At 41.4% G+C, this 18,407-nt stretch carries 15 protein-coding genes and 1 other annotated feature (1 of these 16 cut by a window edge); of the genes, 1 reads left to right on the forward strand and 14 read right to left on the reverse strand.

Going from position 1 to position 18,407, the window contains the following annotated elements; all coding sequences use genetic code 11:
* The first annotated feature begins 9 nt into the window (after positions 1 to 9).
* A complete protein-coding gene (locus LJC66_RS21570; protein WP_028410780.1) occupies positions 10 to 1,722 on the forward strand; it encodes an Rqc2 family fibronectin-binding protein in 1,713 nt (570 codons plus the stop codon).
* A gap of 49 nt (positions 1,723 to 1,771) precedes the next feature.
* On the opposite strand, the gene pyrE is transcribed toward LJC66_RS21570, so the two are convergent.
* The 14 genes from pyrE to ileS form a co-directional block, all read right to left on the reverse strand.
* Positions 1,772 to 2,410, reverse strand: a complete 639-nt coding sequence (gene pyrE, locus LJC66_RS21575; protein WP_013058931.1) for an orotate phosphoribosyltransferase — start codon at positions 2,408 to 2,410, stop codon at positions 1,772 to 1,774.
* Positions 2,407 to 3,129, reverse strand: a complete 723-nt coding sequence (gene pyrF, locus LJC66_RS21580; RefSeq protein WP_013058932.1) for an orotidine-5'-phosphate decarboxylase — start codon at positions 3,127 to 3,129, stop codon at positions 2,407 to 2,409. The genes pyrE and pyrF overlap by 4 nt, the downstream gene beginning before the upstream one ends.
* Positions 3,101 to 4,042 carry a dihydroorotate dehydrogenase gene (locus LJC66_RS21585; protein WP_013058933.1) on the reverse strand — a complete coding sequence of 314 codons (942 nt, stop codon included), beginning with the start codon at positions 4,040 to 4,042 and terminating at the stop codon, positions 3,101 to 3,103. The genes pyrF and LJC66_RS21585 overlap by 29 nt, the downstream gene beginning before the upstream one ends.
* The gene (locus tag LJC66_RS21590; RefSeq protein WP_013084838.1) at positions 4,039 to 4,812 is read right to left on the reverse strand and encodes a dihydroorotate dehydrogenase electron transfer subunit; all 774 of its coding nucleotides are present in this window, start codon (positions 4,810 to 4,812) and stop codon (positions 4,039 to 4,041) included. The genes LJC66_RS21585 and LJC66_RS21590 overlap by 4 nt, the downstream gene beginning before the upstream one ends.
* On the reverse strand, positions 4,809 to 8,021 hold the full coding sequence (gene carB, locus LJC66_RS21595; protein WP_025750359.1) for a carbamoyl-phosphate synthase large subunit: 3,213 nt from the start codon (positions 8,019 to 8,021) through the stop codon (positions 4,809 to 4,811). Before carB ends, LJC66_RS21590 begins: the two co-directional genes overlap by 4 nt.
* A complete protein-coding gene (locus LJC66_RS21600) occupies positions 8,021 to 9,106 on the reverse strand; it encodes a carbamoyl phosphate synthase small subunit (RefSeq protein ID WP_025750361.1) in 1,086 nt (361 codons plus the stop codon). Before LJC66_RS21600 ends, carB begins: the two co-directional genes overlap by 1 nt.
* Positions 9,091 to 10,380, reverse strand: a complete 1,290-nt coding sequence (locus LJC66_RS21605) for a dihydroorotase (protein WP_230933515.1) — start codon at positions 10,378 to 10,380, stop codon at positions 9,091 to 9,093. Before LJC66_RS21605 ends, LJC66_RS21600 begins: the two co-directional genes overlap by 16 nt.
* On the reverse strand, positions 10,343 to 11,281 hold the full coding sequence (locus tag LJC66_RS21610; protein WP_230933516.1) for an aspartate carbamoyltransferase catalytic subunit: 939 nt from the start codon (positions 11,279 to 11,281) through the stop codon (positions 10,343 to 10,345). Before LJC66_RS21610 ends, LJC66_RS21605 begins: the two co-directional genes overlap by 38 nt.
* 148 nt (positions 11,282 to 11,429) lie before the next feature.
* A complete protein-coding gene (locus tag LJC66_RS21615) occupies positions 11,430 to 12,737 on the reverse strand; it encodes a uracil-xanthine permease family protein (RefSeq protein WP_034649161.1) in 1,308 nt (435 codons plus the stop codon).
* A gap of 156 nt (positions 12,738 to 12,893) precedes the next feature.
* The gene (gene pyrR, locus LJC66_RS21620; protein ID WP_013058940.1) at positions 12,894 to 13,436 is read right to left on the reverse strand and encodes a bifunctional pyr operon transcriptional regulator/uracil phosphoribosyltransferase PyrR; all 543 of its coding nucleotides are present in this window, start codon (positions 13,434 to 13,436) and stop codon (positions 12,894 to 12,896) included.
* 190 nt (positions 13,437 to 13,626) lie between these two features.
* Complete coding sequence (locus LJC66_RS21625) at positions 13,627 to 14,541, reverse strand: RluA family pseudouridine synthase (protein ID WP_230933517.1); 915 nt, start codon at positions 14,539 to 14,541, stop codon at positions 13,627 to 13,629.
* Positions 14,538 to 15,005, reverse strand: a complete 468-nt coding sequence (gene lspA, locus LJC66_RS21630) for a signal peptidase II (RefSeq protein WP_013084844.1) — start codon at positions 15,003 to 15,005, stop codon at positions 14,538 to 14,540. Before lspA ends, LJC66_RS21625 begins: the two co-directional genes overlap by 4 nt.
* Positions 15,006 to 15,085: 80 nt before the next feature.
* On the reverse strand, positions 15,086 to 15,373 hold the full coding sequence (locus tag LJC66_RS21635; protein WP_013084845.1) for a conjugal transfer protein TraR: 288 nt from the start codon (positions 15,371 to 15,373) through the stop codon (positions 15,086 to 15,088).
* Between the two features lie 170 nt (positions 15,374 to 15,543).
* Positions 15,544 to 18,309 carry an isoleucine--tRNA ligase gene (ileS, locus tag LJC66_RS21640; RefSeq protein ID WP_230933518.1) on the reverse strand — a complete coding sequence of 922 codons (2,766 nt, stop codon included), beginning with the start codon at positions 18,307 to 18,309 and terminating at the stop codon, positions 15,544 to 15,546.
* Between the two features lie 71 nt (positions 18,310 to 18,380).
* Positions 18,381 to 18,407: a binding site (T-box leader), on the reverse strand; it runs 194 nt beyond the window's last position.

An 18,407-nucleotide genomic window follows, 5' to 3' on the forward strand; every position in this document is an offset into this window, starting at 1 on the left:
GTGAGCACTATGTCATTTGATGGTATTTTTACATATGGCATTTTACAAGAATTATCTGAGACCTTGGTTTCAGGACGAATTTCAAAAATATATCAGCCGTTTCCAAACGAGTTGATTTTACAAGTGCGCGCTAAAGGTGAAAACCGCAAACTTTTAATCTCAGCTCACCCTAACTATTCACGCGTTCATTTCACAAATGAGCCCTATGAAAATCCATCTGAGCCTCCTATGTTTTGTATGCTTCTTCGCAAACATTTAGAAGGAAGCATTATTGAACAAGTGTATCAGCTTGGATTAGACCGCATTTTAGTCATTGAAACAAAAGGACGAAATGAAATTGGCGATGTGACGTACAAGCAGCTTATTATTGAAATCATGGGAAGACATAGTAATGTTGTGCTTGTAGATAAAGAAAAACAAACGATTATCGACAGCATCAAACACGTTCCAATGGCCTTGAACAGGCACCGTACGCTTCTGCCCGGAGCTCCTTACGTACTGCCTCCTAGCCAAGATAAGCTTCATCCATTTGAAGCGGATGAAGAAACCGTGGTTAAAAAAATTGATTTTAATAGCGGAAAGTTAGCGACTCAGCTAGTGCAAACCTTCTCGGGGCTTTCTCCTTTAATTGCAAATGAAGTGGTGTTTCGCTCAGGCTTAGCGAATCGTTCTACCCTTCCAAAATCATTCGTCGAAACGATGACGCTGATCAAAGAAGGTCAGTTTACACCGACTCTGACAACCGTTAATCAAAAAGACTACTTTTATTTACTGGAATTAACGCATTTAGAGGGTACGAAAAAAACGTATGCAACCATCAGCGAGCTTCTTGACCGATATTACTACGGGAAAGCAGAGCGAGATCGTGTAAAGCAGCAAGCGCATGATTTAGTACAGTTTATCTCTACCGAGAAAAAGAAAAATGAGAAAAAAATAAAAAAACTTGAGCAAACGCTGCAAAATGCAGAAAAAGCATCTGATTACCAGCTAGCCGGTGAACTCCTTACCGCAAATTTACACCTTGTCAAAAAAGGAGATGCGAAAGTGGACGTGATTAATTATTACGACGAAAATAGTGGTACGCTCACCATTTCATTAGATCCACAAAAATCACCGTCTCAAAATGCTCAAAGCTATTTTACAAAGTATCAAAAAGCGAAAAATTCCGTTTCGATTGTAATCGAACAAATTGAAAAAGCAAACGAAGAAGTTCAGTATTTTGAATCACTTATTCAGCAAATGGATACTGCTACTCACAAAGACATTGCCGAGATTCGTGAAGAGCTTGTGGAAGAAGGATATTTGCGCAACCGTCAGCAAAAACAAGCAAAAAAACAAAAAAACACCACGCCTACACTTGAACAATACGTTTCAAGCGACGGCACGACGATTTTAGTTGGAAAAAACAATAAGCAAAATGAGTATTTAACAAATCGCCTTGCTGCTCGTGATGACATTTGGTTTCATACAAAAGATATACCGGGTTCTCACGTTGTTATCCGCAGCCAAGAGCCTTCAGAAGAAACAATTTTAGAAGCGGCTCATCTTGCTGCTTACTTTAGTAAAGCCAAGAATTCAAGTTCAGTACCCGTGGACTATACAAAAATTCGCCACGTCAAGAAACCAAGCGGTGCTAAACCTGGTTTTGTGACGTACGATAACCAGCAAACGGTGTACGTAACGCCTAGCGAAGAACTTGTACTGAAGCTGCGTCAGTCATAATAAAACCCCCTTTCTATATAGAAAGGGGGTTTTATTATATAGATCTAGTTTAGTTCATCCATGAAGGGTCTGAAGGATTTTCACGCCATTTAAATAGCTTGTCCATCGCTTCTTCTTCAATGTATCCCGCTTCGTTTGCTGCTTCTACTAGCGTAGAGTAGTCTGTTAGCGAATAAACTTGAAGTTCTTTTTCTTTAAACAGCTGACGCGCTTTTTCCAGCTCATATGTAAAGATAGACACAACTCCCAGTACTTCACACCCCTGCGCTTTTAATGCATCGACTGCGGTAAACACACTTCCGCCAGTTGAAATCAAATCTTCAATCACAACAACCTTTTGACCTTTTGTTACTTTTCCTTCGATTTGATTTCCTTGGCCATGTTCTTTTGCTTTGCTTCGCACATAGCACATTGGAAGCTCTAGCGCTTCGCTTACCCATGCTGCATGAGGAATACCAGCTGTAGCGGTACCAGCAATCACTTCTGCATTGGCAAAATACGTTTTAATTAAATGCTGCAGACCTTTTGCAATTTCTTTTCGCACTTTCGGGTAGCTAAGCGTTAGACGGTTGTCACAATAAATAGGTGACTTAATTCCAGAGGCCCACGTAAACGGCTCGTTTGGTTGAAGGCTTACTGCCTCAATATCAATTAATTGTTTTGCAATTTCTTTTCGTAGTTTTGTCATCGCGTAATACGCTCCCCTTTCCACTGCTGTAACATCTCATAATATGCTTTAAGCGGGTCTTTTGCTTTAGTAATAGAACGTCCAACGACAATGGCACTTGAGCCATATTCTCTCGCTAGCTGAGGGGTTGCCACACGGACTTGGTCATCTACCGAATCTGTGCCCATACGAATACCCGGCGTTACGGTCAAAAAGTCCTCTCCTGCTGCTTTTCGAATCGAAGGCACTTCATGAGTAGAACATACCACGCCGTCAAGTCCACTTTTTTTAGCAAGCGCTGCATAATGCGTAACCACTTCTTGCATCGAATGTGTAATAAGCTGCTGCTCTTTTAGCATTTCATCAGATGTACTCGTTAGCTGAGTAACCGCAATACAATCCGGGCGCTTTTTGCCGGCAGCGGTTCCTAAGTCAAGTCCTTCAACGGCTGCTTGCATCATGTTCATTCCGCCCGCTGCGTGAACGTTAACCAAATCTACTTCAAGAGAAGCTAAAGACTTCATCCCTTGCTTTACCGTATTGGGAATATCATGAAGCTTTAAGTCTAAAAAGATTTGGTGATTTTGCTCTTTTAATGCAGAAATAATGGATAACCCTTCTTTATAAAACAGTTCCATGCCTACTTTCACAAATAATGACTCTTGTTGAAAAGGCATTAAAAACTGCTGTACATCGTTAATTGATGAAAAATCAAGAGCAATGATTAACGGTTGCTTCACGCTTTTTCCAGCTCCTTCCGATACATTCTGAAACATGCTCGTATCCTAATGATGTTAATAGCCTTGGCAGTTCGTCAATGATGGTTGGACATACATACGGGTCAACAAAGTTTGCTGTACCAACCGCCACTGCACTTGCACCTGCATATAGGAACTCGAGTGCATCTTCAGCAGTTGTCACTCCGCCCATACCGATAATTGGAATGTTCACTTTTTGGCTCACTTCATATACCATTCGAATCGCTACAGGTTTAATGGATGGACCTGACAGTCCGCCTGTGCCGTTCGCTAAAACCGGCTGAGCTGTTTTCAAATCCAGACGCATCCCGAGAAGCGTATTGATCATCGTTAAGCCATCCGCGCCGGCTTCTTCAACAGCCATCGCCATGTCTACAATATTGGATACGTTTGGTGATAGCTTAACATAAACTGGAACATTTGAAACATCTTTTACTGCTTTTGTTAAACGAGCAGCAATGACAGGATCTACGCCAAACGCAATTCCGCCTTCTTTTACGTTAGGGCATGAAATATTCAATTCAAGTGCTTTTACATTTGATACGGTTGAAATTTCTTTTGCCACGTGCACATATTCTTCAATTGAAGCACCGGCTACGTTCGCGATAATCGGCACATCATATTGCTGAAGCCAAACGAGCTCTTCATTCATTACTTTCTCTAACCCAGGATTTTGTAATCCGATCGCATTTAACATTCCTGCAGATGTTTCCGCTACGCGAGGAGTTGGATTGCCAAAACGAGTTTCAGCAGTAGTCGCTTTAATCATAATGGCTCCAAGTGCATCAAGTGAATAAAATTGAGCATACTCACGTCCAAATCCAAAACAGCCGGATGCTGGCATAATTGGATTTTTTAAATCTAATCCTGGCAATGTCGTTTTTAGCATACTCATAGAAGCACCTCCCCTGCTTGAAAGACGGGACCGTCGCTGCAGATTTTTTTATAAGCCGTAGAATCTTCACTTTCCCTGCATACACATGCAAAACAAGCGCCGATTCCACAGCCCATTCTTTCTTCTAAAGAAATGTAAAGCGGCTTGTTTGTATAATTATTTTCTAATGCTTTTAACATTGGAGTTGGACCGCATGAAAACATAACGTCATATGAAAACTGCTGCTCGTCAATCACCGTTGTGACAAACCCTTTTGTTCCATAAGAGCCGTCTACCGTTGCAATATATGTTTCTCCTAAAGCTAAAAACTCTCGCTCGTAAAATACGTCTGCCTTTGATTGAAAGCCTAAGACGTGAATAACCTGCACGCCTTTTTCACGAAGTCTTTTTGAAAGCTCATAGAGCGGAGGCACTCCAATGCCTCCCCCTACTAATAAAGCCGTTTGACCTGACTCTATCGCTTCTAATGGAAAACCGTGGCCAAGCGGACCTAACACGTCAATCGACTGTCCGGCTTGTTTTTCGGCCAGCAGCGATGTTCCCGCCCCTTCTGCACGGTAAATCATCGTAAACTGTTCGTGCGTTTGGTCAATTTCTGCAATACTGATTGGTCTGCGAAGCAGTGGCAAATAGTCGTTGTTGACGCGGATATGCACAAACTGCCCCGGCTCATTCATGAAACGAACAAGCTCGCCTTGAAGGGTTAATTCATATACATTGTGTGTTAACGGTCGCTGACTGACGACTTGCATCATTTCATGTTTGATCATACGGTTGTCACCTCTTTAGTTGGACGAACTTTTTTCATTGGTGTTGTATGGAAGCTGATCGTTTCAAGCACTCGTAAAATCGCTTCTGCTGTATCAAGTGATGTTAAGCAAGGTACACCATTTTCAACTGCTTCACGGCGAATTTTAAATCCGTCACGCGCAGGCTGTTTTCCTTTTGTTAGCGTGTTGATGACAAGCTGCGCTTCACCTTTTCGTATCACATCTAAAAGATTGTGATCTTCATGATGAATTTTATTTACTACTTTTACGCGAATGTCTTCTTTTGTAAACGTTGAAGCTGTTCCTTCCGTTGCAATCACCTGGTAGCCGATGTTAGCAAAACGCTTCGCCAGCGCTGTTGCCTCTTCTTTGTCTTTATCCGCTACTGTCATAAGTACTGAACCGTACGGCTTAATGGACATACCTGACGCAATTAGTCCTTTATATAATGCTTTTTCGTACGTTGAATCTTGCCCCATTACTTCTCCAGTAGATTTCATTTCAGGTCCAAGCGTAATATCTACGCGGCGCAGCTTTGCAAATGAGAAGACCGGCACTTTTACGTAGACACCTTCTTCTTCAGGGTGCATGCCTGATTCATAGCCAAGCTCTCGCAAACTTGTTCCTAAAATAACTTTTGTTGCGACATTCGCCATCGGAATACGCGTGATTTTACTTAAGAACGGCACCGTACGGCTTGAACGAGGATTTACTTCAAGAACAAACACTTCTCCTTTTGATAAGACGAACTGAATGTTGAGCAGTCCAATAATGTTTAAGCCTTTGGCAATACGTGTTGTGTAATCAATGATTGTATCTTTCACGTCCTGTGACAGAGTTTGCGGTGGATATACAGCAATGGAGTCACCTGAGTGTACACCCGCGCGCTCTACATGTTCCATAATCCCTGGAATAACCACTGTTTCACCGTCTGAAATGGCATCGACTTCAATTTCTTTTCCAGTTAAGTAGCGGTCGATTAACACAGGGTGATCTGCGTGTACTTTTACCGCGTGTTTCATATAGTGAAGCAGTTCTTCTTCTTTATACACAATTTCCATTGCGCGTCCACCTAGTACATATGAAGGTCGTACAAGCACCGGATAACCAATTTCTTTTGCCACAACCACTGCTTCTTCTACGGATGTAACCGTCTTTCCAAGAGGCTGAGGTACTTCTAAACGCGCTAGCGTCGCTTCGAATTTTTTACGGTCTTCCGCTGCATCTAAGCTTTCAAGCGACGTTCCTAAAATCTTGACCCCTCTTGCTTCTAGCTCGTCTGCTAAGTTGATTGCTGTTTGACCACCGAACTGTACAACCACACCTTCTGGTTTTTCTAAATCGATGATATGCATCACATCTTCAATCGTCAGCGGCTCAAAGTATAATTTATCTGAAATACTGAAGTCGGTAGATACTGTTTCTGGATTGTTATTGACAATAATCGCCTCGTATCCAGCTTCTTTAATCGCCCATACGGAGTGAACTGTTGCATAGTCAAACTCAATTCCTTGTCCGATGCGGATCGGACCAGACCCTAACACTACAACGCTTTTACGATCTGTAACAATCGATTCATTTTCATCTTCAAACGTGCCGTAAAAATATGGTGTTGTAGATTCAAATTCTGCTGCACATGTATCTACCGTTTTGTATACTGGCATCACGCCATTTTGTTTGCGGAAGTCATATACTTCACGCTCTGTTTGATTCCATAGCTTAGCAATCGTGCAGTCTGCAAATCCCATTTCTTTTGCTTCCTGTAAAACTTCTACGTTATGAATCTCTTCTTTTAACACATTTTCAAAAGCAATCACTTTTTCAAGTTTTACTAAGAAGAAGAGATCGATTTTGCTCCAGTCATGAATTTGCTGAATCGTTACGCCGCGGCGAATGGCTTCTGCGATGTAGAATAATCGCTCATCGCCAGCTTTGCGAATACGTTTTTCAATAATGGCATCATCAAATTCATGCGCATCTTTCAGCTCTAAGTGATGAACGTTTGACTCTAGTGAGCGTACGGCTTTTAAAATTGACTCTTCGAACGTGCGGCCAATTGCCATTACTTCACCTGTTGCTTTCATCTGTGTACCGAGTTTACGGTTGGCTGATTCAAATTTATCAAACGGCCAGCGTGGAATTTTAGATACGATGTAATCTAGTGCCGGTTCGAAACATGCGTATGTCTTCCCAGTTACCGGGTTCATCATTTCATCTAATGTTAAGCCTACCGCAATTTTTGCTGCTAATTTTGCAATTGGATACCCTGTTGCTTTTGATGCTAAAGCCGACGAGCGGCTTACACGAGGGTTTACTTCAATTACGTAATACTGGAAGCTTTCTGGGTCTAGTGCTAGCTGAACGTTACATCCGCCTTCGATTTTAAGCGCTCGGATAATTGTTAGTGACGCATTTCTAAGCAGCTGATACTCACGGTCGCTTAGCGTTTGGCTTGGTGCTACAACAATTGAATCTCCCGTATGAATACCGACCGGATCAAAGTTTTCCATATTACATACTACGATCGCATTATCGTTTGCATCGCGCATTACTTCATATTCAATTTCTTTAAAGCCTGCAATGCTTTTCTCAAGTAAGCACTGTGTTACAGGACTATGTTTTAATCCACTTGTTACAATTTCAATCAACTCTTGCTCGTTGTTACAAATTCCGCCTCCCGTACCGCCAAGCGTATAAGCAGGACGCACGATTACCGGATAGTTTACTTGTTCAACAAACGCATACGCTTCGTCTAGCGAATGAATGATTTCACTTGCTGGGACAGGCTGATTTAGTTCATTCATTAGTGAACGGAATTGTTCACGGTCTTCAGCTTGTTCAATCGCCGATAATTTTGTCCCGAGAATTTCTACATTCAATTCTTCTAAAATACCCGTTTCGTGTAATTCTACCGCTAAGTTCAGTCCCGTTTGACCGCCAAGCGTTGGAAGCAGTGCATCCGGGCGTTCTTTACGAATAATTGAGCTTACAAATTCAACCGTTAGAGGTTCAATATATACTTTATCTGCCATTTCTGAGTCTGTCATGATTGTTGCAGGATTGGAGTTCACAAGAATAACTTTGTATCCTTCTTCTTTTAGCGCAATACACGCTTGCGCTCCTGCATAGTCAAACTCTGCCGCCTGTCCGATGACGATTGGTCCTGATCCGATTACGAGAATTGTGTTAATATCTTGACGTTTTGGCATTAGCAATTACCTACTTTCTGATTGTTTTTCATAAGATCCATAAATTCGTTGAACAATCCGTTTGCATCTTCAGGTCCCGGTGATGCTTCAGGGTGATATTGAACCGTAAATGCCGGATATTCTTTATGCTTTACTCCTTCAACTGTTCCATCGTTAAGCGCAACGTGCGTCACTTCTAATGGCGTGTTGACAAGAGATGGCTCACATACTGTATAGCCGTGATTTTGAGATGTAAGAGCTACTTTATTGGTTTTTAGATCCTTTACAGGATGGTTGGATCCACGATGACCAAATTTCATTTTTTCTGTATCTGCTCCGCATGCTAGCGCAAACAGCTGATGTCCTAAACAAATTCCGAAAAGAGGAACCTTTCCTAAAACCCCTTGAATCATCTCGATTGCTTCAGGTACGTCTTTTGGGTCTCCAGGTCCGTTGCTCAACATGATGCCATCTGGATTTAATTGAAGAATTTCTTGCGCAGTTACGTTATAAGGAACCACAATCACGTCGCATTGACGAGCTGTTAATTCGCGTAAAATTCCGTGTTTCATTCCAAAGTCAACGAGTACCACTTTTTTACCTCTGCCTGGGCTTGGGTAAGGCTTCACTGTTGATACTTTTTTAACTGAATCAGTCGGAAGTTCATGATTTTGAAGCTGTGCTACCACTTCTTCTACATTGACTTCCATGTTGCACACGCGTCCGCGAAGCGCACCGTGCTGACGAATTTTTCGCGTTAATTTTCTCGTGTCGATTCCAGCTAATCCTGGAATATCTTTTTGTTTTAAAAATTCATCTACTGATAGTTCGCTTCTGAAGTTTGAAGGAGCATCACAAACTTCTTTTACAATCAAACCGTGTACAGCTGGTTCAATCGACTCAAAGTCATCGCGGTTAATACCGTAGTTTCCGATTAAAGGATATGTTAATGTCACAATTTGTGCACAGTATGATGGATCAGATAGAATTTCTTGATATCCTGTCATTCCCGTGTTGAAAACAACTTCTCCTGTCATTTCTTTGTCGCTGCCGAATCCTTTTCCGATAAATACTGTTCCATCTTCTAAAATTAGTTGACGTTGCATGCTTTAACATCCTCCCATACTCGTTTACCTTCTACTAATGTCATTACCGGCCAACCTTTGCATACCCAGTTAGCAAACGGCGTATTTTTACCTTTTGATACAAATTCTTCTGAATTAATTGCTTTTTCTGTTTCAAGATCAATGATAGTCAAATCTGCTGGTTTCCCTACTTCGATGGTGCCATAAGGAAGGTTGAACGTGTCAGCAGGCTTGTTTGTTAAATATGATACTAGCTGCTCTAGCGTTATTACTTCTTTTAATACCAAGTTTGTATAAAGAAGCGGGAAAGCTGTTTCAAGTCCTACAATCCCAAACGGCGCAAGCTCCATGCCTTCTGCTTTTTCGTCCGCTTTATGGGGTGCATGATCAGTGGCGATAAAATCAAGCGTTCCGTCTAATAAAGCTTCAATTAATGCCTGTTGATCATCTTTTCCTCGAAGCGGCGGATTCATTTTAAAGTTTGAATCAAGCCCAGGGATGTCTTCCTCATTTAACAGTAAATGATGAGGCGTTACTTCTGCGGTTACGCGAATGCCTGCTTTTTTCGCATCCCGAATGGCGCGAATGGATTCTTTTGTACTTACGTGACACACATGGTAGTGACAGTTTGCTGCTTCAGCAAGCAGGACATCTCGTGCAATTTGAACGGCTTCGCAGATAGAAGGAATACCGTTTAGTCCATGTTCTTTTGCAAATTTTCCGTCGTGGACGCAGCCTTTGTTGATTAAATCATTATCTTCACAGTGTGCAACGATTGCTTTATTTAATGAAGCGGCTTTCTTCATCGCTTCCAGCATCATTCCTGTTGACTGAACGCCTACTCCATCATCTGTAAAAGCAAATGCGCCCGCTTCTTTTAAGCCTTCAAAGTCCGTTAGTTCTTTTCCTAATTGGCGAGTGGTAATCGATGCGTATGGTAATACGCGAACATGTGCTGTTTCTTCAATACGCTTGTTTACCCACTCCATTTGTTCAACAGTATCCGGAACTGGACGGGTGTTTGGCATTGCAGCAATTGCTGTAAAACCGCCCTTTGCCGCTGCTAAAGTACCCGTTTCAATCGTTTCTTTCTTTTCTCCTCCAGGCTCGCGCAAGTGAACGTGGACATCGATTAAACCCGGTGATAAGAAGTTCCCGCCTGCATCAATGACTTCTTCATTCTGTACGTCGATGTGTGAAGCTATTTCAGCAATTAAACCATTTTCAATTTTCAGTTCGACTTTTTTAATTTTCCCTTTATTTAACCATGTAGCATTTTTGATAATTGTTGTCATTATTAAGTCCCCTTTCAATTGGTTGTAGCGCTCTTGCTAATACTGCCATACGAATATATACGCCATTTTGCATTTGTTTAAAAATTCTTGAGCGTTCACATTCAACGAGCTCATCTGCAATTTCGACTCCTCTGTTTACAGGAGCTGGATGAAGGATAATGCTATGTGATTTCATTTTCCGCTCTCGTTCAACGGTTAATCCGAAGCGGCTGTGGTAGTTCTGTGCAAGCTCTGAAGTGTTCTCTTCATGCCTTTCAAATTGAATACGCAGCAGCATCACAACATCGACCGTTTCGATTGCTTCATCGATATCAAGATATGTACCGTGTCTGTTCTCTTCATCTTTCCATTCTTCAGGTCCCGCAAAATATACGGTCGCCCCTAGTTTTGTCAGCATTTCAGCATTCGATCTCGCTACGCGGCTATGTCGCAAATCTCCGACTATTGCGACTTTTATTCCTTTAAACGAGCCGAACTCTTGGCGAATTGTCAGTAGATCAAGCAGACACTGGGTTGGATGCTGACCGCATCCGTCTCCTGCATTAATGATGGGAATCGATACTTTTTCCTGCAGTGCTTCATAATAACGATCTTGCGGGTGGCGAATAACAACTGACTGAACGCCGATTGAAGCTAATGTTTCAATCGTGTCATAAAGCGTTTCTCCTTTTTGGACGCTTGAAGTTGTTACTTCAAACGGAATTGTTGTTAATCCTAGCTGCTGTTCTGCCATTTCAAAGCTGCATCGAGTACGCGTGCTCGCTTCAAAAAATAAGTTGGCAACAAACATTTTCTCTTCCGGTTTCCATCCTTGTTTATTCGTTCGATAGTTTTCAGCGCTGTCTAAAATCTCTAGAATTTCATTTGTTTCTAGTGTTGAGACTGTCACTAAATGTTTCATATCGATTCCCTCCATTTTTGCTTTCCTCGCATTTCTTTATAAAAAACACCCTTTCTAACTTAGAAAGGGTGTAAGAAAACAAGCTTCGTCTATAACGCGCTTTTCACACACCCTTAGAAACCTCTCTGGATTTCAATTAAAAGGCGTTCTATGAAATTTTTCGTGCTGACGTTTGTTGAACGTTTTCTGCTTCTTTTATCTTCTCTTTCGGAAGAACTAGATTCAGCAGAACTCCCATGATAGCAGACAGTGCCATACTATCAACCTTTACATGTTCTGAGATATCTAAGTGTGCTCCTCCGATTCCTAACACTAAGATAATCGAAGCAATCATTAAGTTTCGTTTTGATCCAAGGTCTACCTTTGCATCCACCATCATGCGCAAGCCTGATGAAGCAATGATTCCGAATAAGAGAATTGAAATCCCGCCCATGACCGGCGTTGGTATACTTGAAATAAGAGCGTTGATTTTGCCGACAAACCCGAACAAAATCGCGAAGACTGCTGCTCCTGCTATCACAAATACGCTAAGCACCTTTGTGATGGCTAACACTCCGATGTTCTCACCGTATGTTGTATTTGGCGGTCCGCCGATCAGCGCAGCAAGCATAGTTGCTACTCCGTCTCCTAAAATCGATCTGTGCAGCCCTGGCTTTTCAATATAGTTTCGATCCACAATCTTATTTAAGACGAGAATGTGTCCGATATGTTCTGAGAGTGTTACGACTGCTACAGGTACCATGATAAGCACAATCCCCAGTGAAATGGACGGCGTGTATGTGACAAACGGCACGTAGAAGTGAGGTACTTCAATCCACTCTGCTTTCACTACCTTTGAAAAGTCTACCAATCCTTGTGTATAAGCGAAGATGTATCCACCGATAATTCCCATCAGTACCGGAATCAGGCTGATAATGTTTTTAAAGAAGATTGAGCAAGCAACTGTTATCGCTAGTGTCACAAGCGCAACCATCAGGTAAGTTAAGCTGTAATTTCCTTTTGCATCGTTCATTGCCATGCCTACTGCTGTATTAGCTAGTCCTAAGCCTATAACCATAATAACTGGTCCTACTACAACCGGAGGAAGAAGCTTCATAATCCAATTAATTCCTGTTCCTTTTATAATCAAAGCGACGATTCCATAAACAAGTCCGGCTAAGAAACAGCCAACCATCGTTTCTTCAGGTCCAAACGAAGCTTTTGCGAAAATGATTGGCGTGATGAATGCGAACGATGAACCAAGATAAGAAGGAATTTGACCTCTTGTAATGAGCAGGAAAGCAAGCGTTCCTACCCCGCTTGAAATCAAAGCAATTGCCGGGCTGAACCCGACTAGGAACGGCACTAATACCGTCGACCCAAACATTGCAAACAAATGCTGTAGACTCAATGTTAACCAATTTACTGCTTTTGGTTTATCATGTATATCAAGTACAAAATCTCGTTGTTGACTCATATGTTTTTCCTCCTATCACTATTAAAAAACCTCTTTACGCAGAGGCAAAGAGGTTTTCAGTATACAAGGAAGACGCTATACCGCAGTATAGTTTTCCTTGTATAGTGACCCCCCTTTTGCAGCCTCACGGGACTACCATTTAAAAGGGTATATAATTTATTTTTCGTAAATAGACACATGGTCTTTTTCGTCTACTTCCATTAAATGCACCGCAATTTTTTCACTTTTAGCTGTCGGTACGTTTTTGCCAACATAGTCTGCTCGAATGGGCAGCTCGCGGTGCCCTCTATCCACTAAAACAGCCAGCTGAATGAGTTCAGGTCTGCCGATATCAATCAGTGCATCAAGTGCTGCTCGAACCGTACGGCCCGTATATAACACATCGTCTACTAAGATGACGTTCTTATTTGCAATATCTGTCGGAATATCTGATCCTTTTACGAGAGGCTCATCATTGCTTGTCACTTTCGATAAATCATCTCGGTAAAGCGTGATGTCTAGTTCTCCGACTGGCAATGTATTTCCTTCAATTTGTGCAATTCGTTCTGCTAAACGTTTTGCGATATAAATACCTCGCGTTTTAATCCCCACTAGCACACAATTTTCGATTCCTTTATTCTTTTCAATAATCTCATGTGCAATTCGAGTTAAAGCGCGGCGAATAGCCTGTTCGTCAAGTACGGTAGCTTTTACGTTCACTGTTTTTCACCTCAAGTTGTTGACATAAAAAATCCTCTTGCCTTGAGGCAAGAGGATTTGGTTTTAGACATATTTCTTCAAAAAGGCTATAAGTATGCCTTTTCTTCACCGTTTCCTTCTCAGCCTCTCTGGACTGTTCTTAAAGGTTCTTATTAAGTTAATACAAGTATGCCATCACTTATGGCAGTTGTCAACTTCTTTTTTCAATAAGCTCTAGCATCTCATTAAACTCTTTTGGAGCCGGTGCTTCAAATTCCATATATTCATTTGTACGAGGGTGAATAAAGCCTAATACACCGGCATGAAGCGCTTGTCCGTCAATCGGAAGCGTTTTTTTCGGTCCGTACTTCGGATCCCCGGCAAGCGGAAAGCCAATATACTTCATATGAACGCGAATTTGGTGTGTTCGCCCCGTTTCTAGCTTACATTCGACCAGTGAAAAATCTTTAAAACGCTGCAATACAGTAAAGTGCGTCACTGCATCACGGCTGTTTTCATCAGTCACCGTCATGCTTTGGCGATCTTGCTTATCTCGGCCGATTGGCGCATCAATTGTACCGTGATCGTGCGCAATTACTCCGTGAACGATAGCTTTATAACGACGCGTCACTGTTTTAGCTACAAGCTGACTAACTAGTGATTCATGAGCTAAATCATTTTTTGCGATCATAAGTAAACCGGATGTATCTTTATCAATTCGATGAACGATACCAGGGCGCATAACGCCGTTAATACCGGATAAATCTTTACAGTGAGCCATTAGGCCGTTTACAAGCGTACCGCTATGATGACCAGGAGCTGGATGTACAACCATACCGCGAGGTTTATTTACAACAAGCACATCTTGATCTTCATAATAAATATCTAAATTCATTTCTTCCGCTACCACATCAAGCTCTTCTAGTTCCGGCACTTCAATAATAATAGCGTCTCCTGTTTTACATTTATAGTTTCCTTTAACGGTTTTATCGTTCACTTTTGCGTGACCTTCTTTAATCCATTGCTGCACTTGTGAACGTGACCATTCTGCATTTACAGTCGAAAGTACTTTATCAATACGTTCTCCCGCTTGTTCTTCATTTATAACTATTTCAATTACATTCATTCTTTGTGCTCCTTCTTCATTTTCCCTTCAAACAGCGTCATAATAAACATGATGATTACTCCGACGACAAGTGCCGAATCAGCTACGTTAAAAATCGGAAAATCATACGTAAAGATGTATGTATTTACGAAATCAACTACTTCTTTACGGACCACTCGATCAATAAAGTTTCCAATGGCGCCGCCTAACATTAATGCTAGCGCAATACCGAACCATTTATCTTGTTTTTTGAGCTTTTGAATATAAATTATTAAACCGACTACCACAACCACCGTAATGAGATAAAAGAACCACATCTGTCCTTGTAAAATCCCCCACGCGGCTCCTCTGTTACGATGAGAGGTAATGTAAAGAAAGTTTTCAATTACGGTGATGCTTTGTCCATAATACATTTCTTTTACAATCATCCATTTTGTTACCTGATCAATAAGTATAACAGCTAAAGCGATAAGATAATAAAACACAAACGTTTTCCTCCCGCAATAAAATCAAACGAATCCATACTAAAGCATTTTAGCACATAATTCATTTTTTTTCTCGCTTCTCACCATAAAACAAATAAATCTTCATTTGTGCGGGCCGTCGGCATTACTTTTAATTTATGAATAGACATCACTTCGCCAGTTAGTTCATCAATTCCGAACGCACCAACGTCCAGCTTTGCTAACGCGTGTTCTACATCTTTTAAATCGGCTTTAATCATTTCTATTACGTAACGTTCCTTTTCATCTATATAACCAGATTGTTCTGTAGCATATCTCAATAGGCGATCTTGTAATTCTTCTTTAATAAGAGCTAATTCCTGTCCAATGGAAAGATAATTTTCATACATGCAAACGCCTCCTGTGCTGATAAGATGAAGTATTAATGATGTTAGGTTTACCGAGTTTTCCATCGAATCTACAACACAAGTTTTTCCTAAGGCTTTAAATGCTTTATACCATTGTATTTGGGAATTTCGTACAGCAAAAAACACGCCCAAAAAGGACGTGTTTTTGTTAATTACTGCTGAACGTAGTGATTTTTTACAACATCCGCACAGCGTGTACATAAAGTCGGGTGATCTTGATCTTCGCCAACTGTTGGTGATACAACCCAGCAGCGCTCACACTTCTCACCTTCTGCTTTACTTACAACAATTGAAGCATAGCTGAATTTTTGTGCTTCAGCAGGCGCTTCACCTTCTGCCACCTCAAGATCTGAAACGATGAAGAGTTGACCTACATTTTCAGAAATAGATGCTAACAGTTCTTTCGTATCTGCTGTTGGATACAGCGTTAATTTTGCTTCTAAAGACTTACCGATTACTTTTTCATTACGAGCCTGTTCTAGCGCTTTTAATACTTCATCACGAAGCTCCATGAATGCATCCCATTTCTCTACTAATTGATCTGCTCCCTCGATTTCTTGAACCTCTGGCATATCAACTAGCTGCACGCTTTCTTCCGTTAAATTTGGAATGTGAACCCATACTTCGTCTGCTGTATGAGAAAGAATTGGCGACACTAATTTCGTTAACGATAATAACGTTTCATAAAGGACCGTTTGAATGCTGCGGCGCTCTACATTATTTTCTGCTTCGATGTACAATACATCTTTTGCAAAGTCCAAGTAGAATGAACTCATATCAATCGTACAGAAATTATGCACTGCGTGATAAATGCTTGAGAATTCATATGAATCATAAGATTTTTTCACTTTATCAATTAATTTGTTCAGCTTCACAAGCATGTAGCGGTCTACTTCACGAAGGTCTTCAACAGCTACAGCATCAGTTGTTGGATTAAAGTCCGCTAAGTTTCCTAGTAAGAAACGGAACGTGTTGCGGATTTTACGATATACTTCTGCTACTTGTTTTAAAATGTTATCAGATACACGAACATCAGCTTGGTAATCTACAGAAGCTACCCATAAACGTAAAATATCTGCACCTAGTTGTTTCATTACTTTTTCTGGAATTACAACGTTTCCTAATGACTTACTCATTTTGCGACCTTCACCGTCTAAAGCAAATCCGTGGCTAAGTACCCCTTTATAAGGTGCTTCACCCGTTACAGCTACGCTTGTAGAAAGACTTGAATTAAACCAGCCGCGGTATTGGTCAGAACCTTCTAAATACAAATCAGCCGGACGCTGTAAGTCTTCACGTTCTTCAAGAACAGCTTGATGTGAAGAACCAGAGTCAAACCATACGTCCATGATGTCTGTTTCTTTTGTGAAGCGGCCATTTGGGCTTCCTTCATGAGTAAAGCCTTCCGGAAGCAAGTCTTTTGCTTCACGCTCAAACCATACGTTTGATCCATGTTCTCTAAATAGATTTGATACGTGTTCGATTGTTTCGTCCGTAATGATTGGCTCATCATTTTCAGCATAAAATACTGGAATCGGAACGCCCCATGCACGTTGGCGAGAAATACACCAGTCGCCGCGGTCACGCACCATGTTATAAAGTCGCGTTTCACCCCAAGTAGGCACCCATTTTGTTTTTTCTACTGCTTTTAATAAATCTTCACGGAAATCTTTAATAGACGCAAACCACTGTGCCGTTGCACGGAAAATTGTTGGTTTCTTTGTACGCCAGTCATGTGGGTATGAGTGGGTAATGAAACTTAATTTTAACAGCGCGCCTTCTTCTTCTAGTTTGTCTGTAATCGGTTTATTCGCTTTATCATAGAATAATCCTTCAAATCCTGGTGCTTCATTCGTCATATGACCCTTACTGTCGACTGGACAAAGAACTTCCAATCCGTATTTTTGACCAACGATAAAGTCGTCTTCCCCGTGTCCCGGTGCTGTATGAACACACCCAGTACCAGCATCCGTTGTTACGTGATCGCCAAGAACAACTAATGAATCACGCTTGTAGATTGGATGCTCAGCTACTACACGCTCAAGTTCTGAACCTTTTACCGTACGAACCGTCTTATAGTCAGCCCATTCAATTTCTTTAGCAACTGTTTCAATCAGTTCAGTTGCTACTACATATTTTGCTCCATCTGCTTCAACTACGCTGTACTGAAGCTCAGGATTGACAGCAATCCCTTGGTTAGCTGGCATTGTCCATGGTGTTGTCGTCCAAATGATGAATTTTTCATCTTGTTCAAGCACACCTTTACCATCTTTTACGTTAAACGCTACGTAAATAGAAGCTGAACGCTTATCATAGTACTCAATTTCCGCTTCTGCTAAAGCAGATTCACTTGAAGGGGACCAGTACACAGGTTTTAACCCTTTGTAGATGTAGCCTTTTTTCGCCATGTCACCAAACACTTTGATTTGCTGCGCTTCGTACTGCGGCTGAAGCGTTACATATGGATTATCCCAATCTCCGCGTACGCCTAAACGCTTGAACTGCTCACGCTGGCCGTTTACTTGTTCCCAAGCATACTGTTCGCAAAGCTTACGGAACTCAGCTACCGTCATTTCTTTGCGGTTTACTTTTTTATTTTTTGTTAAAGCTGTTTCAATTGGCAAACCGTGTGTATCCCAGCCTGGTACATAAGGTGCGCAGAAGCCTGACATCGACTTATAGCGAACGATAAAATCTTTTAAAATTTTATTTAATGCATGTCCCATGTGAATATCGCCATTCGCATATGGAGGTCCGTCATGCAAGACAAATAGCGGACGGCCTTCCGTACGTTTTTGTACTTTTTCATAAATATTCATTTCAGCCCACTGTTCTTGCATTTTAGGCTCGCGGTTCGGTAAATTTCCACGCATCGGAAATTCAGTTTTTGGCATCAATAATGTATCTTTATATTCCATGTTTTACCCTCCAAAAAAAAACGTAAATTTCATATCTTTTTGTACCATAACAAAAAGACCTCCTCATCCCAAAAAGGGACGAGAAGGCCTCCCGCGGT

The organism is Priestia sp. TSO9, assembly GCF_021029645.1.
In the GTDB taxonomy this organism is placed as follows: Bacteria; Bacillota; Bacilli; order Bacillales; family Bacillaceae_H; genus Priestia; species Priestia megaterium_E.